This window comes from Verrucomicrobiales bacterium, from assembly GCA_016793885.1.
Lineage (GTDB): Bacteria > Verrucomicrobiota > Verrucomicrobiia > Limisphaerales > UBA11320 > UBA11320.
The window spans coordinates 21127-38263 of record JAEUHE010000272.1 but is presented as its reverse complement, the minus strand read 5'-3'; the positions used below and the strand labels follow the sequence as shown (position 1 = coordinate 38263).

Genomic DNA, 17137 nt, shown 5'->3' with positions numbered 1-17137 from the left:
AAGTCAGGCTTCTCGCGCCGATATACCGCCGCCAGGACCTTGGCGATGCCGAGCGGATCCAGTTCCGCTGCCAGGGGAACCCGCAGGGCCCGATCCGCCCCCATGGCCAAGCCGACGCGCAGCTGCTCCACGCATTCATCCCCGCCCAGGGTGACCACGACCACCTCCGCCTCGCCCAGCTTCTCCTTCAGCCGCAGCGCTTCCTCCACGGCAATGGCGTCGAACGGATTGACCGAAAACTTCACGCCATCGGTCTCGATGCCCGAGCCGTCGGATTTCACCCGGATCCTGGTGTCGGGATCCGGCACTCGCTTCAAAGGAACCAAGATTTTCATCAGTCGCAAATCAACCTACCTCACCCTAGTCCAGAACTAGAGACGTTCAACTATCCCGGCGCCGCCCATGCCGCCGCCCACGCACATCGTGATCAATCCGTAGCGGCTTTGACGTCGATGCAGCTCGTTCAAAATCGAGACGGTCAACTTCGCCCCGGTCGCACCCAACGGATGCCCCAAGGCGATCGCCCCGCCGTTGACATTCACTCGGGCCGCATCTATGCCCAGCTCGCGGATCACTGCCAAGGCCTGAGCCGCGAACGCTTCGTTCAACTCGATCAGATCGATATCGGCCAGCTTAAGCCCGGCCAGTTTCAAGGCCTTGGGAATCGCCGCTACCGGACCAATGCCCATGATCCCGGGAGCAACGCCACCCACGGCATAGGCCACGAATCGTCCCATCGGCTTTAATCCCAAAGCCTTAAGCTTTTCGCCAGAGACTAGCAAAACCGAGGCGGCGCCATCGCTTCGTTGCGACGCGTTTCCTGCGGTCACCGTTCCACGCGGATTGAAGGCAGGCCGCAACACACCCAACTTCTCGAGCGAGGTGTCGCGTCGCGGCCCTTCATCGGTATCGACCGTGAACTCGGTCACCTTCCGCTTGCCCTGCTCATCGAGCGAAACCTCGCGCACCGCTACCGGGACGATCTCATCCTTGAACTTACCGGCATCGATGGCAGCCAAGGCCTTTTGATGGCTCTGGAAAGAGAACGCGTCCTGATCCGGCCGGGACACACCGAATTTGGTGGAGACGTTCTCCGCCGTCAGCCCCATGGCCAGGTAGGCGTCGGGAAGATCCGTTACCAACTGCGGGTTGGGCGACATCTTATACCCCCCCATGGGCACCTGGCTCATGCTCTCCGTGCCGCCGGCAATAACGATCTCCGCCATGCCGCTCAAGATCCGCTGCGCCCCGATGGCGATGGCCTCGAGTCCGGAGGCGCAAAAGCGATTGACCGTCACGCCCGGAACAGTCTCAGGCAAGCCGGCGCGCTGAACCGCGATGCGGCCAATATTCATGCCCTGGGAACCCTCTGGCATGGCGCAACCTAGAATCACATCGTCGATGAGGTCCGGGCTGACGCCCGGAACCCGGCGCAGGACATCACGAATCGTCAGGGCCGCCAGATCGTCCGGACGGACCGTTCGCAGCTTTCCGTTGGGAGCCTTCCCGATGGGAGTTCGGGCGGCGGAGACAATGAACACTTCCCTCATAATTAGTTTCGCAAAGGTTTGCCGGTTTTCAGCGTGTGCTTGATGCGCTCCAGGCTCTTCGGCTCGCCGCAGAGGCTGAGGAAGGCTTCCCGCTCCAGATCCATGATGTACTGCTCAGAAACATAGTGCAGCGTGCTCAAATCGCCACCGCACAACACGTGAGCCAGCTTGGTGCCGATCTTGCGGTCATGATCGCTGATCTGTCCTGCCTCGCGCATCTGATGCAGGATCATGCGGAACATGCCCAGGCCCGATTGCCCGATGGCCGGAATATCGGTTCGCTGAGGGCGAGGCCGATAGTTGTCCGCCACCATCCGCAAGACCTTCGATTTCGCCTCGCCGATGAGCCAATCCTTGTTCAACACCACCGTCGCCTCACTGGAACGCAAATACCGCAGCCGCGCGGCTTCGGCGGCGCTGGTCGAGACTTTGGCCATGCCCGCGGTCTCCCAGGCGAACCGCACACCGGGGAAGTAATCCACGTCCTCGGTGCGGGGGATATGCTCGGTACACCGGATGAGCATCTCCTTGGTGCCGTGAGCCGCGGGAATCAGCCCGACCCCTACCTCCGGCAAGCCCATGTAGGTCTCGGCCGATGCGATCAAGTGGTCGCATCCCATGCTCAACTCGCATCCGCCACCCAAGGTATAGCCGTGACAGGCGCCCACCACCGGCTTTTCAAACTGGCGCAGGGAACTGGTGGCTTTCTGAAAGCGTCGAATGCTCAAGTCGATTTCATCCCACTCCTGATTCTGAATTTGAGTGGTGAGCAGCAAGAGATTCGCTCCGGCGGAAAAGTGAGTGCCCTGGTTGCCGATCACCAACCCGGCGAAATTGCGTCGCACCTCATCCAAGGATTCGCGCAGCATGCTCAGCTGATCACCGCCGAGCACATTCATCTTCACATGCACCTCGAAACAGGCGACCCCATCGCCCAGATCCACCAGGCTGGCGCCGGAGTTCCCGCGCACCACCTTGTTTCCGAAGTGGAGCCTCGGGAGATGAATCTCCTTCGGAGCCGCGGTCTTCTCGACCAAGGAACCGCTGGCGGGGGAGAAGAAAAACAGGCGGGTTTCACGAGGCTCATAGAAGGCCTTCTTCCCGGAGGCGAGCAAGGACTTCGCCAGAGCGGGAACGGGCCGATTTTCCTTCTCCAGCCGCGCGACGGTCTCGGCCACCCCGAGCGCATCCCAAATCTCAAAAGGACCGAGGTCCCAGTTGTACCCCCAACGCATCGCATCATCGATGCGCGTGATCTCATCGGCGATCTCCGGCACCCGGCTGGCCGCATAGCAAATGACCGCGCTCAGGTGATTCCAGGCAAAGCGACCCACCTTGTCGTCCGATTGGCAGATCGCCCGGATTCTCTCGGCGGGAGTGGGCAAGTTCTTGGCAGCATCGATCGAAGGAAATCGATTCTTTTGCCGGGGACGGTACTCCAGGGTCTTGTAATCGAGGGTCTGTATCTCCCGCCCCGCGTCGGTCTTGACCCTCTTGTAGAAGCCTTGCCCCTTCTTCTCTCCCCACCAGCCCCGCTTGACCATCTCTTCGATGAACTCGGGCAGACGGAAAAGTTCCAGCTCTTCCTTCTCCTTCAACAGGCCCTGCAGGTTGCGCGCCATCTGAACCATCAGGTCCACTCCCACGATGTCTCCGAGACGGAACATGGCGCTCTTCGGACGGCCGACCAAGGGTCCGAGGATGGAGTCCACCTCGTCGATCGTCAAACCCTCCTCCATCGTGAGCCACAGCGCCTTCTGCATGTCGTAGCAGCCGATTCGGTTAGCCACGAAGCCCGGAGTGTCCTTACCCACCACGATCCCCTTGCCCAGCACGGCCTCGGCGAACTCCGTGAACTCCTTGACCCTGGACGGGAGGGTGTCGCGGCTGGGAATGAGTTCTAGCAAGCGCATGTAGCGCGGTGGATTGAAGAAATGCGTGGCGAAGAACCGCTCCCGATATGATTTCGGAAGGCCCTCGACCATCCCGTCGATGGAGAGTCCGGAAGTGTTGGTGGTCACCAGCGCATCCGGGCGAGCCAAGGCGCAAATCTTCTTGTGGATCTCCCGCTTCAGCTCCATGCGCTCCAAAACCGCCTCGACCACCCAGTCCGCCTCGCCGATCTGCGTCAGATGGTCCTCCACATTTCCCAACCGAATGAGATCGGCGTTCTCGGGGGAAAACAAGGGCGACGGCGAGAGCTTCTTCATCCGCTCGTACAGTCCCTTGACGACCCGCTGACGAACGGCTGGAGATTGCAGGGTTAGCCCGCGTTGCTGCTCCTCCGGCGTCAACTCCGCCGGAACCACGTCGAGCAGCAGCACCGGGATGCCAACATTCGCCAGATGCGCGGCAATCTGGGCTCCCATGGTTCCAGCGCCGATCACCGCTGCGTTCTTTATAGTAAGCATGGCTTAAAATCTGAGGGTTCGAGTCAAACGGTTGTCTTGGAATGTTCGTCGCGGAGTTCTCGGCGCAGGTATTTTCCAACGCCAGACTTGGGCAACGACGCCCGAAATTCGATCAGCCGGGGAACCTTGTAGGAAGCGAGGCGCTCGCGGCAGAACGACGCGATCTCGTCCGCCGATGCCCGGGCGTCCGGCTTCAGCACCACGCACGCCTTGACCGTCTCGCCGCGATAGGGGTCCGGCACACCAATGGCAACGGCCTCCTGAATGGCAGGATGCTCGAAGAGCACCTCTTCCACCTCCCGTGGGTACACGTTGTAACCACCGGCGATAATGAGATCCTTCTTGCGATCCACGATGTAGAAAAAGCCATCGGCATCGCGCTTGGCGATGTCACCCGTATGCAGCCATCCTTTGCGCAGGACATTGGCCGTCTCCTTGGGTTTGTTCCAGTAGCCCTTCATCACCTGCGGCCCGCGAATGCACAACTCGCCCGCCTCCCCGACGGGAAGCTTCTTCAGACCGGTTTCCACATCGACGATTTTCGCCTGCGTGTCGGAAATCAGCACGCCCATGCTGCCGCTGCGGGCTGTGCCATCCGTCGGACTGATGTGGGTCACCGGCGAGGTTTCGGTGAGGCCGTAGCCTTCCACCAGTCTTCCGCCGGTGAGCTGTTCGAACTTCTCCCGTACCTGCACCGGCAGAGGCGCTCCCCCGCTCATGCAGATGCGCAGGCAATCAAACCCGTAGCGCTTCACGTCGGGCGCATTGTTGAAGGCCACGTACATCGTCGGCACACCGTGGAAAATCGTCGGCCGATATTTCTTCACCACGTCCAAGGCAGATTGCAACTCGAAGCGCGGAAGGATCACCATCCGCCCACCGCAGCGAATGGTATAGATCATCACACACGTGGTCGCGTAGATGTGGAACAAAGGAAGCGCCGCGACCAAGGTCTCGGGGATCACTCGCCCGCCACAGAGCCATCCGCCCGCTTGATAGGTGTTGGTGACCAGGTTGCGATGCGTCAGCATCGCCCCCTTGCTGGTGCCCGTAGTCCCGCCGGTGTACTGCAGACAGGCAATATCCTCAGGTTGCAGACCGCTGGGCTTGGGACGATTCCCCTGCTCCATCAGCTCAAGCCATTCATGGGACACGATACCGGAGCCCGACCAGGCAGGGATCGCCGGGCGGGAGCGTTTCGCAGCGCGAGCGATCGCTCGAACCACCTTGGCATAGGAGCGTCCCGCGTAATCCTCCGGATCCACCCACACGACCCTCTGTGCCGAAGAGCAGACCGCGAGCGCAGCCTCCACCGTGGCTTTGAGCGCGCGATCCGCGATGACGAGTTTGGCGCCGGCGTCCTGCCATTGATGGGCCGCTTCGCGCGAAGTATAAATGGGGCTGGTCGACGTGACGATGGCACCGGCCTGCAGCGCCCCGAAGTAGGCAACCACGAACTGGGGGCAATTCTGCATCATGAGACCAACGCGATCGCCCTTCTGAATGCCCAAGGCCTGAAGTCCGGCGGCCACCCGTTTCACCTGATCCCCAAAGGCCTGATAGGTAATGGTGGCATTTTGGAAAAGGATGACGGGGTGTTGCCGCCGCTTTGAAACAGTGTTTCGCAGCATTTCCGGAAGTGTGATCTGAGGATAGTTCATGCGTTCACAGTCGTCCGTTGACAAAGACGCACGGCAAAGAGCTCGGGGTGCCGTCGGCTGATGCCCCATCTAGCCGTGGCCAACCCGCTTCAGGCAAGGCTTTTATGAGCAGCCCCGACGTCGGAAGCCCAAGTTCAGCACCCGCCCTTGGATAGAAAGGCGTAGGGCAATTCGATTCGTTACAAGTCACTGATGAAGATAATCGTAAGAACCGGCAAAGACCTGAATCCGGAGTGGGTTGGGCGTCGCCCTCCTCCCTGTAGGAGACGACGTCAGGAGTCTTCGGGACCGCAGGGAGATTTACCACCCCCGAGGGCTCGTCACCTCGTCCCCTACAGCCCCAAAGTCCCCTCCCTTCCCCGGTAGGAGACGACGTCAGGAGTCTTCGGCACCGCAGGGGATTTACCACCCCCGAGGACTCGTCACCTCGTCCCCTACAGCCCCAAAGTCCCCTCCCTTCCCCTGTAGGAGACGACGTCAGGAGGCTTCGGCACCGCAGGGGGATTTACCACCCCCGAGGACTCGTCACCTCGTCCCCTACAGCCCCGAAGTCCCATTCCTTCACCTGTAGGAGACGACGTAAGGAGTCTTCGGGACCGCAGGGGATTTACCACCCCCGAGGGCTCGTCACCTCGTCCCCTACAGCGGGAAAACTGAATGGAGCGCCCTCCGGGGGCGTCAGTCCTCTTCATCCGAAACGGCTTATGAACAAAAAGCACCTGCTCAACCGTCGCCACTTTCTCTCCACCACGATCGCCGGACTCGCGACGATCAGTCTCGTTCCACGACACGTCTTGGGCGGGCCCGGCTTCACGCCTCCCAGCGAGATTCTCACCCGCGGGGTCATCGGCGTCGGCGGCATGGGCATGGGCCATGTCAAATCGATCAATACCGCCTGCAAGCTGCTGGCCGTCTGTGATGTCGATCGCAAACATCTCGAGATCGCCGTCAAAGAAGGTGGTCCTGATGTCCAAGGCTACGAGGATTTTCGTGAACTCCTAGCCCGCAAAGACATCGATATCGTTCACATCCCCACCCCTCCTCACTGGCATGCCATCATGTCGATCGCCGCTGCCAAAGCCGGCAAGGACATCTGGTGTGAAAAGCCCATGACCCGAACCATCGCGGAGGGCGAAGCGGTCGTGGCCGCAGTGAAACGTCACAAGCGAATTTTCCGGCTGAACACCTGGTTCCGCTTTTCGGATGGCTTCTACGGTATGGGCACCACGGTAAAGCCCATCAAGAAAGTGGTCATGCATGACTTGTTGGGAGGGCCCCTCAAGGTCACGCTCAATGCCTCGACGGGATTCGACTGGAAATTCGGCTGGGTCGGCCGCACCGATCTGACGCCACAGCCCGTTCCCGCCCAACTGAACTATGACCTCTGGCTGGGGCCTGCCCCATTCAAGCCCTATCACCCCCACCGCGTGCACGGCACCTTCCGAGGCTATTGGGATTATGATGGCGGCGGTCTTGGCGACATGGGACAGCACTACCTCGACCCGGTCCAATACATCATTGGAAAAGACAACGAGAGTCCGATCGAAATCGAGTGCGACGGACCGAAACAGGACAAGGATGCGGTAGGCATCTTCCGTCGGATCCGCATGAAGTATAAGGACGGCACCGAGATCATTCTGGATGGCGAAAACCGGGAAAAGGATGCAGCCTTCCTCCAAGGGCCCAAGGGAAAGATCATGAAAGGGTTCAAGTCCGACATCCCGGATCTCGAAAAGAAGCTGGCCGGCCTCCCCGACCCGGCTCCTATGGTCACCGACTTCGTCCAGGCCGTCAAAACGCGAAGCAAGTTCGCTCTCAACGAAATCAACGGACACCGCTCTTGCACCCTGGTGAACCTGGCCAAGACTGCTATGCAGGTCGGCCGAGTCCTGAGGTTCGACGATCGCCGCCAACGCTTTATCGACGACAAGGAGGCCAATACCTATATTAGCCAACCTATGCGCGGTCCGTGGAAGGTTTAGGGGTTCCAAATCTGCCCTTGCCAAGGGAATTTCGGCTTTCTAACGTCAGCCCATGCAATTGGATCAGTATTTTCCGGTCTTGCTGCTAGGACTTGTCGCGGTTGGATTCGCCGCCGTCACCCTTATTGGGTCGGTTATCCTGGGGCGCTGGGCCAATCAGAAAATTAAGGCGCGCACGCGTCCGATGAAGGACATCGCTTACGAGTGCGGCATGCTGCCGGTGGGTGATGGCAACAGCCGTCTGTCGGTGAAGTTCTACCTGGTGGCCATGCTGTTCATCCTTTTCGATATCGAAGTGGTGTTCCTGTATCCTTGGGCCGTGGTGTACAAGGAGATGCTGGCCACTAACGCCTGGCTGATATTCGGGAGCATGCTTTCGTTTCTCGGCATCCTGTTCATTGGTTACATCTACGCCATCAAGAAGAATGCGCTGGACTGGAAAAGCTGATCGTTCTCAGCCCGCCTCCTCGCGTCTCTTCCTGTCTATCTCCCACTCGACAGGTGGAGTTCTGCTCCATCAGTCACATTCACAAGCACCCCTCCCCCACCTCGACGCTACGTCGAAGACGCAATTCTCATGACCTGTCCCATCAAATTTGGAACCTCTGGCTGGCGCGGCTTGATCGCGCGAGATTTCACCTTCGACAACGTGCGGTTGGCCACCCAGGGCATCGCTCAATACCTTAAGGAGGAGTTGGCGCGCCCTGGCTCTTCTATCGCCGGAAGGAAGCCCGTCGTTATTATCGGTTACGACACCCGGTTCCTGGGGAAAGAGTTCTCCCTCGCCGCCGCGGAGGTGCTGGCAGCGAACGGGATCACCCCTCTCCTCTGCGACCGTGATACCCCCACCCCGGTCATTTCGCACACGATCCGCACGCGCAAGGCGATCGGCGGGATCAACATGACCGCCAGTCACAACCCAGCCGAGTATCAAGGCCTCAAATTCTCGACCGCCAACGGAGCCCCGGCCACCACCGAAGTTACCAAGCCCATTGAGGCGATCATCCAGAAACTGGCCGCGGAGAATTGGAGTTTCAAAGCCGCCGTCATCGGCAGCTTCAAGTGTGACACCTTCGACCCGCGCCCCGAATACTTCCGTCAGATCCGCCGGCTGATCGACTTCAAGGCCATCAAGAAGGCCAAGCTCAAGATCGCAGTTGAGTTGATGTATGGCACCGGACACGGCTATTTGGACAGCTTGCTTGAGGAGGCCGGGGTTAAGATCACCCTGTTCCACAACGAACTGAACCCGCTGTTCGGCGGCCATCATCCCGAACCCAACGCCGAGGGCATGGCCGAGGTCAGCAAGCTCGTTCGATCCGGTAAAGCCAAGCTGGGCCTCGGGCTCGATGGGGACGCCGACCGCTTTGGCATCGTCGACCAGGATGGAACCTGGCTCACCCCCAACCAAGTGTTGGCGCTGGCCCTCTACCACCTGAAGAAGAACCGCGGATGGACCGGGGCGGCCGTGCGAACGGTGCCGACCAGCCATCAGGTGGATGGCGTGGCTGAGATGTTCCAGGTCAAACTCCACGAAACTCCGGTGGGCTTCAAATACATCGGCGCCCTCATGGAGAGCGAGGCTATCATTGTCGGAGGGGAAGAATCGGGCGGGCTCAGCGTCAAGGGACATGTCCCCGAAAAGGACGGGATCCTGGCCTGCTTGCTCATGGCCGAGCTGGTGGCCACCGAGCGGAAATCGCTGGGCAAGATTCTGAAGGAGATCGAAAAGCATACCGGCGCTTACCACACCGACCGCATCAACGTCAAAATCCCCGCCGACAAGAAGGAAGCCCTGCTCGCCCGACTTGGCCAAGGCCTGGACAAGGTGGGACCGTTCAAGGTGCAGAAGTTTATCACGACTGACGGATATAAATTCCTGCTCCCGAACGGTGAATGGGTCGCCTTCCGCGCGAGCGGCACGGAGCCACTCATCCGGTCCTATATCGAGGCCAAGACTCCGAACCAACTCAGCAAGCTCCGCAAGGCCTGCCACCAACTCCTGGGAGCTTAGACCCGCCTTCACCGCTGCTCACTTCATTATGCTCATCAACGGAATCATCAATCCCCACGTTCTCGACCTGCTGAGCCGCATTCGCCATACGAATGCGCTGGTCATCGCCGATGCCGCCTTCCCGTTTTGGCCCGAGATCGAGACGGTCGACATCTCTCTGGTAAAGGGTTTGCCGACGGTTTTGGACGTGGTGAATTCTATTCTCCCGAACTGGAAATGCGGCGAGGTCATTATGGCGGCTGAGTTCAAGAGCCATAACGCCGTCCCGGTTCGGAACGCGTTCCGCAAGGCCTGCCGCAAGATCCCGATGACGTTCGAGCCCCATTTGGATTTCAAGAAGCGCGTGCCTGACGCCATTGGCTTGATCCGCACCGGGGATACCACGCCCTACGGCAACATGATCCTCATCTCGGTCTGACCCCCGTACCACGGCCTCCACCTATGCCGCCGTTTGCCAGCGCCGTTACCGTGTCCCTGGTCCCCGAGGCCAAAGGCGGACCCTTCGTGTTCTGGGATGGACTCAGCGATGGCTGTGCCCGGGCGGCGGAGATCGGATTCGACGCGGTGGAGGTATTCCCGCCGTCGGCCGACGATCTGGACGCTTATCAGCTGAAGCATCTGCTGGAGCAACACCGCTTAAAGCTCGCGGCGGTCGGAACTGGAGCAGGCTGGGTTGTGCAGAAGCTTCGTCTGACCGATCCCGATGCCACCATCCGAGGACGGGCTCGCCACTTCGTTTCCGCGATCGTCGACCTGGCCGGCAAGCTGGGGGCGCCGGCGATTATCGGTTCCATGCAGGGGCGCGTCGAAGCCGGAGTCACCCGGGCTCAAAGCCTCGCCTGGATGGCCGAGGCCTTGGAGCAACTGGGCCCGCGGGCGCATGTCTACGGAGTTCCCCTATTGCTGGAGCCCCTGAACCGATACGAGACCAACCTGTTCAACACGGTAGACGATACGGTCTCCTACCTCAGCTCCCTGCGCACTCGCAACGTGAAGCTGTTGTGCGACTGCTTCCATATGAACATCGAGGAAGTGTCGATTGCCGACTCCCTCCGCCGGGCGGGTTCCTCGGTGGGCCATGTCCATCTGGCCGACAGTAACCGTCAGGCAGCCGGGCTTGGCCATACCGATTTTGGGGCGGTGGCCCAAGCCCTCCAAGACATTGGCTACGCGGGCTATCTCTCCGCTGAAGTGCTCCCGCTTCCTGACTCCATCGCCGCGGCACGCCAGACCATCGCCGCGATCCGACAGCTCAATCAGGCGATTCCTAGCCAGTAGGTGGTTCATCCCGGGTGGGCCCCCATGCTTGGTATGGTTTAACCACACCGCACGCACGACCATGACCGAGACCCCTTCCCCCTCCCGTCCCTGGTTCAATCCCTGGTACGGAGTAGCCTGGGCAGCCTATGTCGTCTCCATGTTCATGCCCGCCATACCGGACGCGGACGGATGGGACTGCGCCAAGGCTTCACTCCAAATGCTGGTAGAAGCCTGGAAGGGAGACCAGGATCAACTCCTCTACGGTTCTTACACGATTCCCAACGTGTTTATGGTGCTGTCGCCCCTGCTCTTCTCCCTGTTTCGATCCCGCGCTTCCAACGTGCTTTGGCTGGCTTGTGCGACCGGCTTCAGTGTGCACGTCTCTTCCTTCCTGATCCTTTGCGGCGCTGAGGAGGGTTGGCCGAAAAGTGGCTATTTCTTGTGGCTAACTTCATTCGTCTGTCTCGCGGTCGGCACTTTCAAACTTCGACGGCGCAATCTCGAACTGGAAGGCGTGGAAGCCTTGGGAGCGGGGACATTTTTCCCACGGACCACGCGGACCACACGGATCTGAGGAGAGACCGCAACCCCGACCGCGGGTGCGGGGCGAGTGGCCGAGCCGACTGAAGTTGCTCTTCTGCTCAATTACCTCCGACTCCGTGTGTTCTGTGTGTTCCGTGGGTAAAACTCTTCCTGGGAGGTTGTCGCGGCCTTCCTTCCGAGCCTGGTAGGAGCCGCTTGAGAAGAGCAGTTCCAGAGAAACCTAAGACGGAAGTTTTAACCACGGATTTCTCGGATGACTCGGATGGAAGAGAAGAAGGGGGTTTCACTTCCGATCCCGTCAGGATCCTTAATCCGTGGAATCAGCGAAATCCGTGGTTCATCAGTTGTTCTTCCTCTCTGCGCTCTTCCCGTCTCTGCGGTGTAGGTCCGCTCGGGCCTGGTTTCGGGTTGAGGGGACCGTTCGTTGGCAGTCCTTGGTACCGCCCGCATGGTTTATGACCTGGGTAACGACGCTCGCCCCCCACAGAAACCCAAACTTTCCCATTAACACAAGCCTCGCTTCGACCTAGAATAAGGGACACAAGCTCACGTGAGCGTGAACCAATGCGCATGAGTCCCCTATTTTTCAGATTTGGCGGCGAGCTCGTCCAGCCGGCCCGGGCGGGCGGGCGAATGCTCTCGTTCTGGCTGTACCTGTGTCTGGGCCTGGTCTGTGCCCGGCTCCAGGCGGCGTCCAGCACGCCGGTGGATTTCGCGAAGGAGATCCGACCGATTCTTTCCGACAACTGCTTCACTTGCCACGGACCGGACAAGGACCAGCGCAAAGCCAATCTTCGACTCGACACCAAGGAGGATGCCTTCAAGAAGAGCAAGTCGGGCGCCTACGCCATCGTCCCGGGAAAACCCGAGGAGAGCCTGCTGCTCAAACTAGTCTCCTTGCCCGCCCACGATGACGATCGCATGCCACCCGAGAAAACGGGAAAGAGCCTCTCCGCCACTCAGATCGAGACGCTGCGAAACTGGATCGTTCAAGGAGCCCCCTGGTCTGATCATTGGGCGTACGTTGTTCCGTCCCGACCTGCCCTCCCCCGAGTGAAACAGGAATCCTGGGTACGAAACGAAGTTGATCGATTCGTCCTGGCGGAGCTCGAATCGGCCGGACTCGAACCGAATCCCGAAGCCGATCGCTACACACTGGCACGTCGACTCGCGCTCGATCTCACCGGACTCCCTCCCACGCCCGACGACGTCGATGCGTTTGTGCGGGACGAAAGTCCCTTGGCGCTGCAGAAATGGGTCAACCGGCTCCTGGAGTCCCCTCACTTCGGTGAGCGTCTGGCGCTAGCCTGGTTGGACCAAGCCCGCTACGCCGACAGCAGCGGCTATCACTTCGACGGCTTTCGGCAAATGCATCTTTGGCGTGATTGGGTGATCCAAGCGTTCAACGACAACAAGCCCTTTGACCAATTCACCATCGAACAGCTGGCGGGGGACCTCCTTCCCAACGCCACCATCGACCAAAAGATCGCCACCGGCTTCCACCGCAACGTCATGACCACCGACGAGGGGGGCGTAGATCCGGAGGAATACATGGCGAAGTATTGCGTGGACCGCGTGAGCACGACCGCACAGGTCTGGCTGGGAACTACCATGGGCTGCGCCGAGTGCCATGACCACAAATACGATCCCATCTCGACGAAGGAATTTTATCAGATGTACTCCTTCTTCCACAGCGTTCCGGAGCGCGGACTCGATGGAACACGCACCCGCAACCCTGCGCCGGTGCTTAAGGTTCCCTCGCAGGAACAAGGGGCCCGGCTGGTCAGCTTCCTCGACTCCATTCCCGCGGCCGAAAAAAAACTCGCCGAGCGCGAAGCCGACCTGCCCAAGGCCCAGCAACGCTGGGAGGAGCAGGTGCGATCCGCCGCCCCCATCCCCGTCGACATCCCCGGCCTGTCCGCCCGACTTCCCCTCGATGGAGCCGATCTGCTTCAACAATCGCTCCCGGGCTCCGGCGCAACCGCTCCGCTCTTGCGGGGTGAGGCACCGGCCTTTGAACCCGGCTGCCAAGGATCCGCCCTGCGCCTCAACGGCTCCACCAACCAATACCTCGAGATCACCTCGGCCCCGGCCATCGAGTCCACCAACGCCTTCAGCTACGGGGCGTGGATCCGATCCGAGGGACGAAGCGGAGCCATTCTGAGCAAAATGGAGCCGGCTCCGACCTACCGTGGCTTCGACCTGCTGCTGTCCGAAGGCAAGCTGGAGGTGCACTTGGTCAATGCGTTCCCGGAAAACGCCCTGAAGGTGAGCACCAAGGAAACGATCTCCACCAACGCCTGGCATCATGTGTTGGTCACCTACGACGGCTCGCGAAAGGCCGCCGGTGTGAAAATCTATGTGGATGGTTCGGTTCGCAGCGTGGATGTCCCTCACGACAAGCTCTCGGACTCCATCGCCACCACTACACCGCTGCTCATCGGCACGCGTGTGGGAGCCTTTGCATTTCGGGGCTCCTTGGACGAGGTCCGGTTCTATGATCGCGTCCTCCCGCCGGATCAGGTGAAATCGCTCGTCCATGAAGTGCACCTTGCCTGGGCTCGGATTCCCCAGGAACAGCGCACGGCTGAGCAACGACTGGGGCTCCAGACGGCTTTCCGCGAAACCCATGCCCAGGAGTTCATCGCCGCGGACCAGCGGCTTAAACGCCTTCGCGCTGACAAGGACGCCCTGCTCAGTCAGATACCGGATACCATGGTGATGGCCGAACTCGAGAAGCCACGCGACACGTTTGTGCTGGTTCGAGGGAACTTTCAAAGCAAGGGCGAACAGGTTCATCCAGCCACCCCTGCCTGCTGGCCTCCCCTCCCCACAGATCAGCCCACCAACCGGCTTGCCCTCGCCCGCTGGATCGTCTCCACCAACAACCCGTTGACCGCGCGCGTCACCGTCAACCGATACTGGGCGATGCTCTTCGGCACCGGACTGGTGAAGACCAGCAACGATTTTGGATCGCAGGGGGATCGTCCCAGCCATCCCGAGTTACTAGACTGGCTGGCCTCCGAGTTCATGCAGCCCACGCACCGTGAACCCGCATCGCTCCGCATCCCCACGCCGCAGCCGTGGGATATCAAGCACATGATCCGGCTCCTGGTCACCAGCGCTGCGTATCGCCAATCCGCAACGGTGTCCGCGAGCAAGCTGGAGAAAGATCCCTACAACCGCCGGATCAGCCGAGGCCCGCGTCACCGGCTGGAGGCGGAACTGATCCGCGACAATGCCCTGGCCATCAGTGGCCTCCTGAACCCGACCATCGGGGGCCCCAGCATCAAGCCGTATCAGCCGCCCGGTATCTGGAGCGGAACCGATCACACTTACGAGCAGAGCAAGGGTGCGGATCTCTATCGGCGGGGAATGTATGTCTTTTGGAAGCGGGCGGCGCATTACCCCAGCTTCCAGACCTTCGACGCTCCGAGCCGCGAGACTTGCACCATGATCCGGCCTCGGACGAGCACTCCGTTGCAGTCGCTGGTCGTGATGAACGACCCGGTATACGTCGAAGCTTCCCGAGCGCTGGCCGCCCGGGTCATGATCGAGGCAGGTGCTGACGTTCAGGAACAGATCAAACGGGCTTTCCGACTGACCTTGGCCCGGCCGGCGCTTCCTGAAGAACTGGCGGCGCTCAGCCAGGCTTATCAGGTTCAGCGTGAAACGTTTCTCCGTGAACCCCAAGCGGCCACCGAGCTTCTGTCGGTCGGCGAATCTCCCCGCCCAGCCGAGCTCAACCCGATCGACTTGGCCGCGCTCACCGGCGTAGCCAACGTGCTGCTCAATCTGAACGAAACCCTGACGCGATAATTACCGCCTTGTGCCATGAACTGCATCACCGATCTCCATCCCGCGGTCTCTCGCCGAGCGTTTCTCGCCCGCAGCTCGACCGGTATCGGCTCGCTCGCTTTGGCGTCGCTGCTGGCCAACCGCGCCTCCGCAGCGAGTTCCGCCACCCCCAAGGGCACCGGAGCTATCCTGCCCAGCGGTCACCTCGCTCCTAAAGCCAAGCGCGTCATCTATCTTTTCATGTCGGGGGCACCGTCCCACATCGACCTGTTCGACCATAAGCCAAAGCTTCAAGAACTAACCAATACGGAGCTGCCGCCTTCGATTCGCATGGGACAGCGGATCACCGGCATGACGAGCGGGCAAAAACAGCTGCTGTGTGTGGGCTCGCCCTTTGCGTTCCAGCGCCATGGTCGCAGCGGGATGGAATTCAGTGAACTGCTGCCCCACACCGCCGGCATCGCCGATGAACTCTGCATGATCCGCTCGATGTTTACCGAGCCGATCAACCACGATCCCGCCGTCACCTACCTCACCACCGGACACCAGCAGCCCGGCCGTCCGGTAATGGGATCGTGGGTGACCTACGGATTGGGCAGCGAGAACGCCAACCTGCCCGGTTTTGTGGTATTGCTCAGCGGCGGAGGCGGACAGCCCCTCCAGGCGCGCTACTGGGGGAATGGGTTCCTGCCCGGGAACTATCAAGGCGTTCAGTTCCGGGGTTCGGGCGATCCCGTTCTTTACCTGAGCAATCCCAAAGGCATCAGCGATGCTTCCCGACGGCAGCTCATCGACACGATGCAGACGCTCAACCGCCGGCAGCTCGGCTTGCTCGGAGATCCGGACATCGCGACCCACATCGAGAACTATGAGCTGGCTTATCGGATGCAGACCAGCGTCCCGGAGCTGATGGACATTTCCAAGGAGCCCAAGCATGTGCTCGACTCCTACGGCGCCGAGCCCGGCAAATCATCGTTTGCCAACAACTGCCTGCTGGCCCGGCGGCTGGCCGAGCGGGGGGTCCGATTCATTCAGCTCTGCCATCGGGACTGGGATCATCACGGGAACCTGCCCACGGAGATCCGGAAGCAGGCCAAGAATACCGATCAGGCCAGCGCCGCCTTGGTTCGGGACCTGAAGCAACGCGGCCTGCTCGAAGACACGCTGGTGATTTGGGGAGGAGAATTCGGCCGGACTTCCTACAGCCAGGGAGAGATCAAAAAGGACAGCTTCGGGCGCGACCACCATCCCCGCTGCTTCTCCCTCTGGATGGCCGGCGGCGGGATCAAGCCCGGCATCACGTACGGGGCCACCGACGACTTCGGCTACAACATCACCGACAAGCCCGTTCATGTGCACGATTTCCACGCCACCATCATGCACCTGCTCGGCGTGGATCACCTCAAGCTCACGTATCGTTTCGAAGGGCGCGACTATCGACTCACCGACATCGCTGGAGAACTCGTTCCCGGAATTCTGGCGTGAGCAGCGTTGACGGTCCCGCTCCCAGGCACTCCGAAGCCTCGCCCTCCAACCCAAGGCTCAAGCTGCTCTTCGTGTGCAGTCGAAACCGAAAGCGAAGCCTTACGGCGGAAGAGATCTATCGCGGTTCAGCGCGCTACGATGTTCGATCGGCCGGAACGCAACCCGAGGCGCGTGTCCGACTTACCGCCGGTCTCATCGGCTGGGCCGATGTCATCTTCTTCATGGAGAAATCCCATTTGAACCGGGCCGCAGAACGGTTCAGTGAGGAGCTAAATCAGAAGTCCTGCCACGTGCTCAACCTTACCGACGATTACGAATTCATGGATCCCGAATTGATCGACGCTTTGGAAATCGCGGTGGCCACGCTGGAGGAATGGTAGGTTACCCTTCCCAATCCGTGTCATCCGCGATATCCGTGGTTCATTCGGCGTAT

13 protein-coding genes are annotated in these 17137 nt (G+C 60.5%); 9 read left to right on the top strand and 4 right to left on the bottom strand.

Annotated features, from left to right (window positions below; all coding sequences use genetic code 11):
• From JNN07_29395 to JNN07_29380, 4 genes are all read right to left on the bottom strand, one after another.
• Positions 1-335, bottom strand: a 335-nt coding sequence (locus JNN07_29395) for an electron transfer flavoprotein subunit beta/FixA family protein (GenBank protein ID MBL9171882.1), incomplete at its 3' end; no start/stop codon positions are given.
• 36 nt (positions 336-371) lie between these two features.
• Positions 372-1550 carry an acetyl-CoA C-acyltransferase gene (locus tag JNN07_29390; protein ID MBL9171881.1) on the bottom strand — a complete coding sequence of 393 codons (1179 nt, stop codon included), beginning with the start codon at positions 1548-1550 and terminating at the stop codon, positions 372-374.
• Positions 1551-1552: 2 nt separating this feature from the next.
• Positions 1553-3961, bottom strand: coding sequence for a 3-hydroxyacyl-CoA dehydrogenase/enoyl-CoA hydratase family protein (locus JNN07_29385; protein MBL9171880.1), 2409 nt, complete (start codon positions 3959-3961; stop codon positions 1553-1555).
• Between the two features lie 23 nt (positions 3962-3984).
• Positions 3985-5622: a long-chain fatty acid--CoA ligase gene (locus JNN07_29380; GenBank protein ID MBL9171879.1), complete on the bottom strand. Its 1638-nt coding sequence runs from the start codon at positions 5620-5622 to the stop codon at positions 3985-3987.
• A gap of 704 nt (positions 5623-6326) precedes the next feature.
• Between JNN07_29380 and JNN07_29375 the strand changes: the two genes are divergently transcribed.
• From JNN07_29375 to JNN07_29335, 9 genes are all read left to right on the top strand, one after another.
• Positions 6327-7604: a Gfo/Idh/MocA family oxidoreductase gene (locus JNN07_29375; GenBank protein MBL9171878.1), complete on the top strand. Its 1278-nt coding sequence runs from the start codon at positions 6327-6329 to the stop codon at positions 7602-7604.
• A 52-nt stretch (positions 7605-7656) separates the two neighbouring features.
• The gene (locus JNN07_29370) at positions 7657-8052 is read left to right on the top strand and encodes an NADH-quinone oxidoreductase subunit A (GenBank protein ID MBL9171877.1); all 396 of its coding nucleotides are present in this window, start codon (positions 7657-7659) and stop codon (positions 8050-8052) included.
• A 129-nt stretch (positions 8053-8181) separates the two neighbouring features.
• Positions 8182-9618: a phosphoglucomutase/phosphomannomutase family protein gene (locus JNN07_29365; GenBank protein ID MBL9171876.1), complete on the top strand. Its 1437-nt coding sequence runs from the start codon at positions 8182-8184 to the stop codon at positions 9616-9618.
• A 28-nt stretch (positions 9619-9646) separates the two neighbouring features.
• Positions 9647-10036 (top strand): RbsD/FucU family protein, encoded by a 390-nt coding sequence (locus JNN07_29360; protein ID MBL9171875.1) that lies wholly within the window; start codon positions 9647-9649, stop codon positions 10034-10036.
• Positions 10037-10059: 23 nt separating this feature from the next.
• Positions 10060-10896: a sugar phosphate isomerase/epimerase gene (locus JNN07_29355; GenBank protein MBL9171874.1), complete on the top strand. Its 837-nt coding sequence runs from the start codon at positions 10060-10062 to the stop codon at positions 10894-10896.
• Positions 10897-10957: 61 nt separating this feature from the next.
• Positions 10958-11452 (top strand): hypothetical protein, encoded by a 495-nt coding sequence (locus JNN07_29350; protein MBL9171873.1) that lies wholly within the window; start codon positions 10958-10960, stop codon positions 11450-11452.
• Between the two features lie 539 nt (positions 11453-11991).
• The gene (locus JNN07_29345; GenBank protein MBL9171872.1) at positions 11992-15240 is read left to right on the top strand and encodes a DUF1553 domain-containing protein; all 3249 of its coding nucleotides are present in this window, start codon (positions 11992-11994) and stop codon (positions 15238-15240) included.
• 15 nt (positions 15241-15255) lie between these two features.
• Positions 15256-16704: a DUF1501 domain-containing protein gene (locus JNN07_29340; GenBank protein ID MBL9171871.1), complete on the top strand. Its 1449-nt coding sequence runs from the start codon at positions 15256-15258 to the stop codon at positions 16702-16704.
• Positions 16701-17084 (top strand): protein tyrosine phosphatase, encoded by a 384-nt coding sequence (locus tag JNN07_29335; protein ID MBL9171870.1) that lies wholly within the window; start codon positions 16701-16703, stop codon positions 17082-17084. The genes JNN07_29340 and JNN07_29335 overlap by 4 nt, the downstream gene beginning before the upstream one ends.
• Positions 17085-17137: the final 53 nt, after the last annotated feature.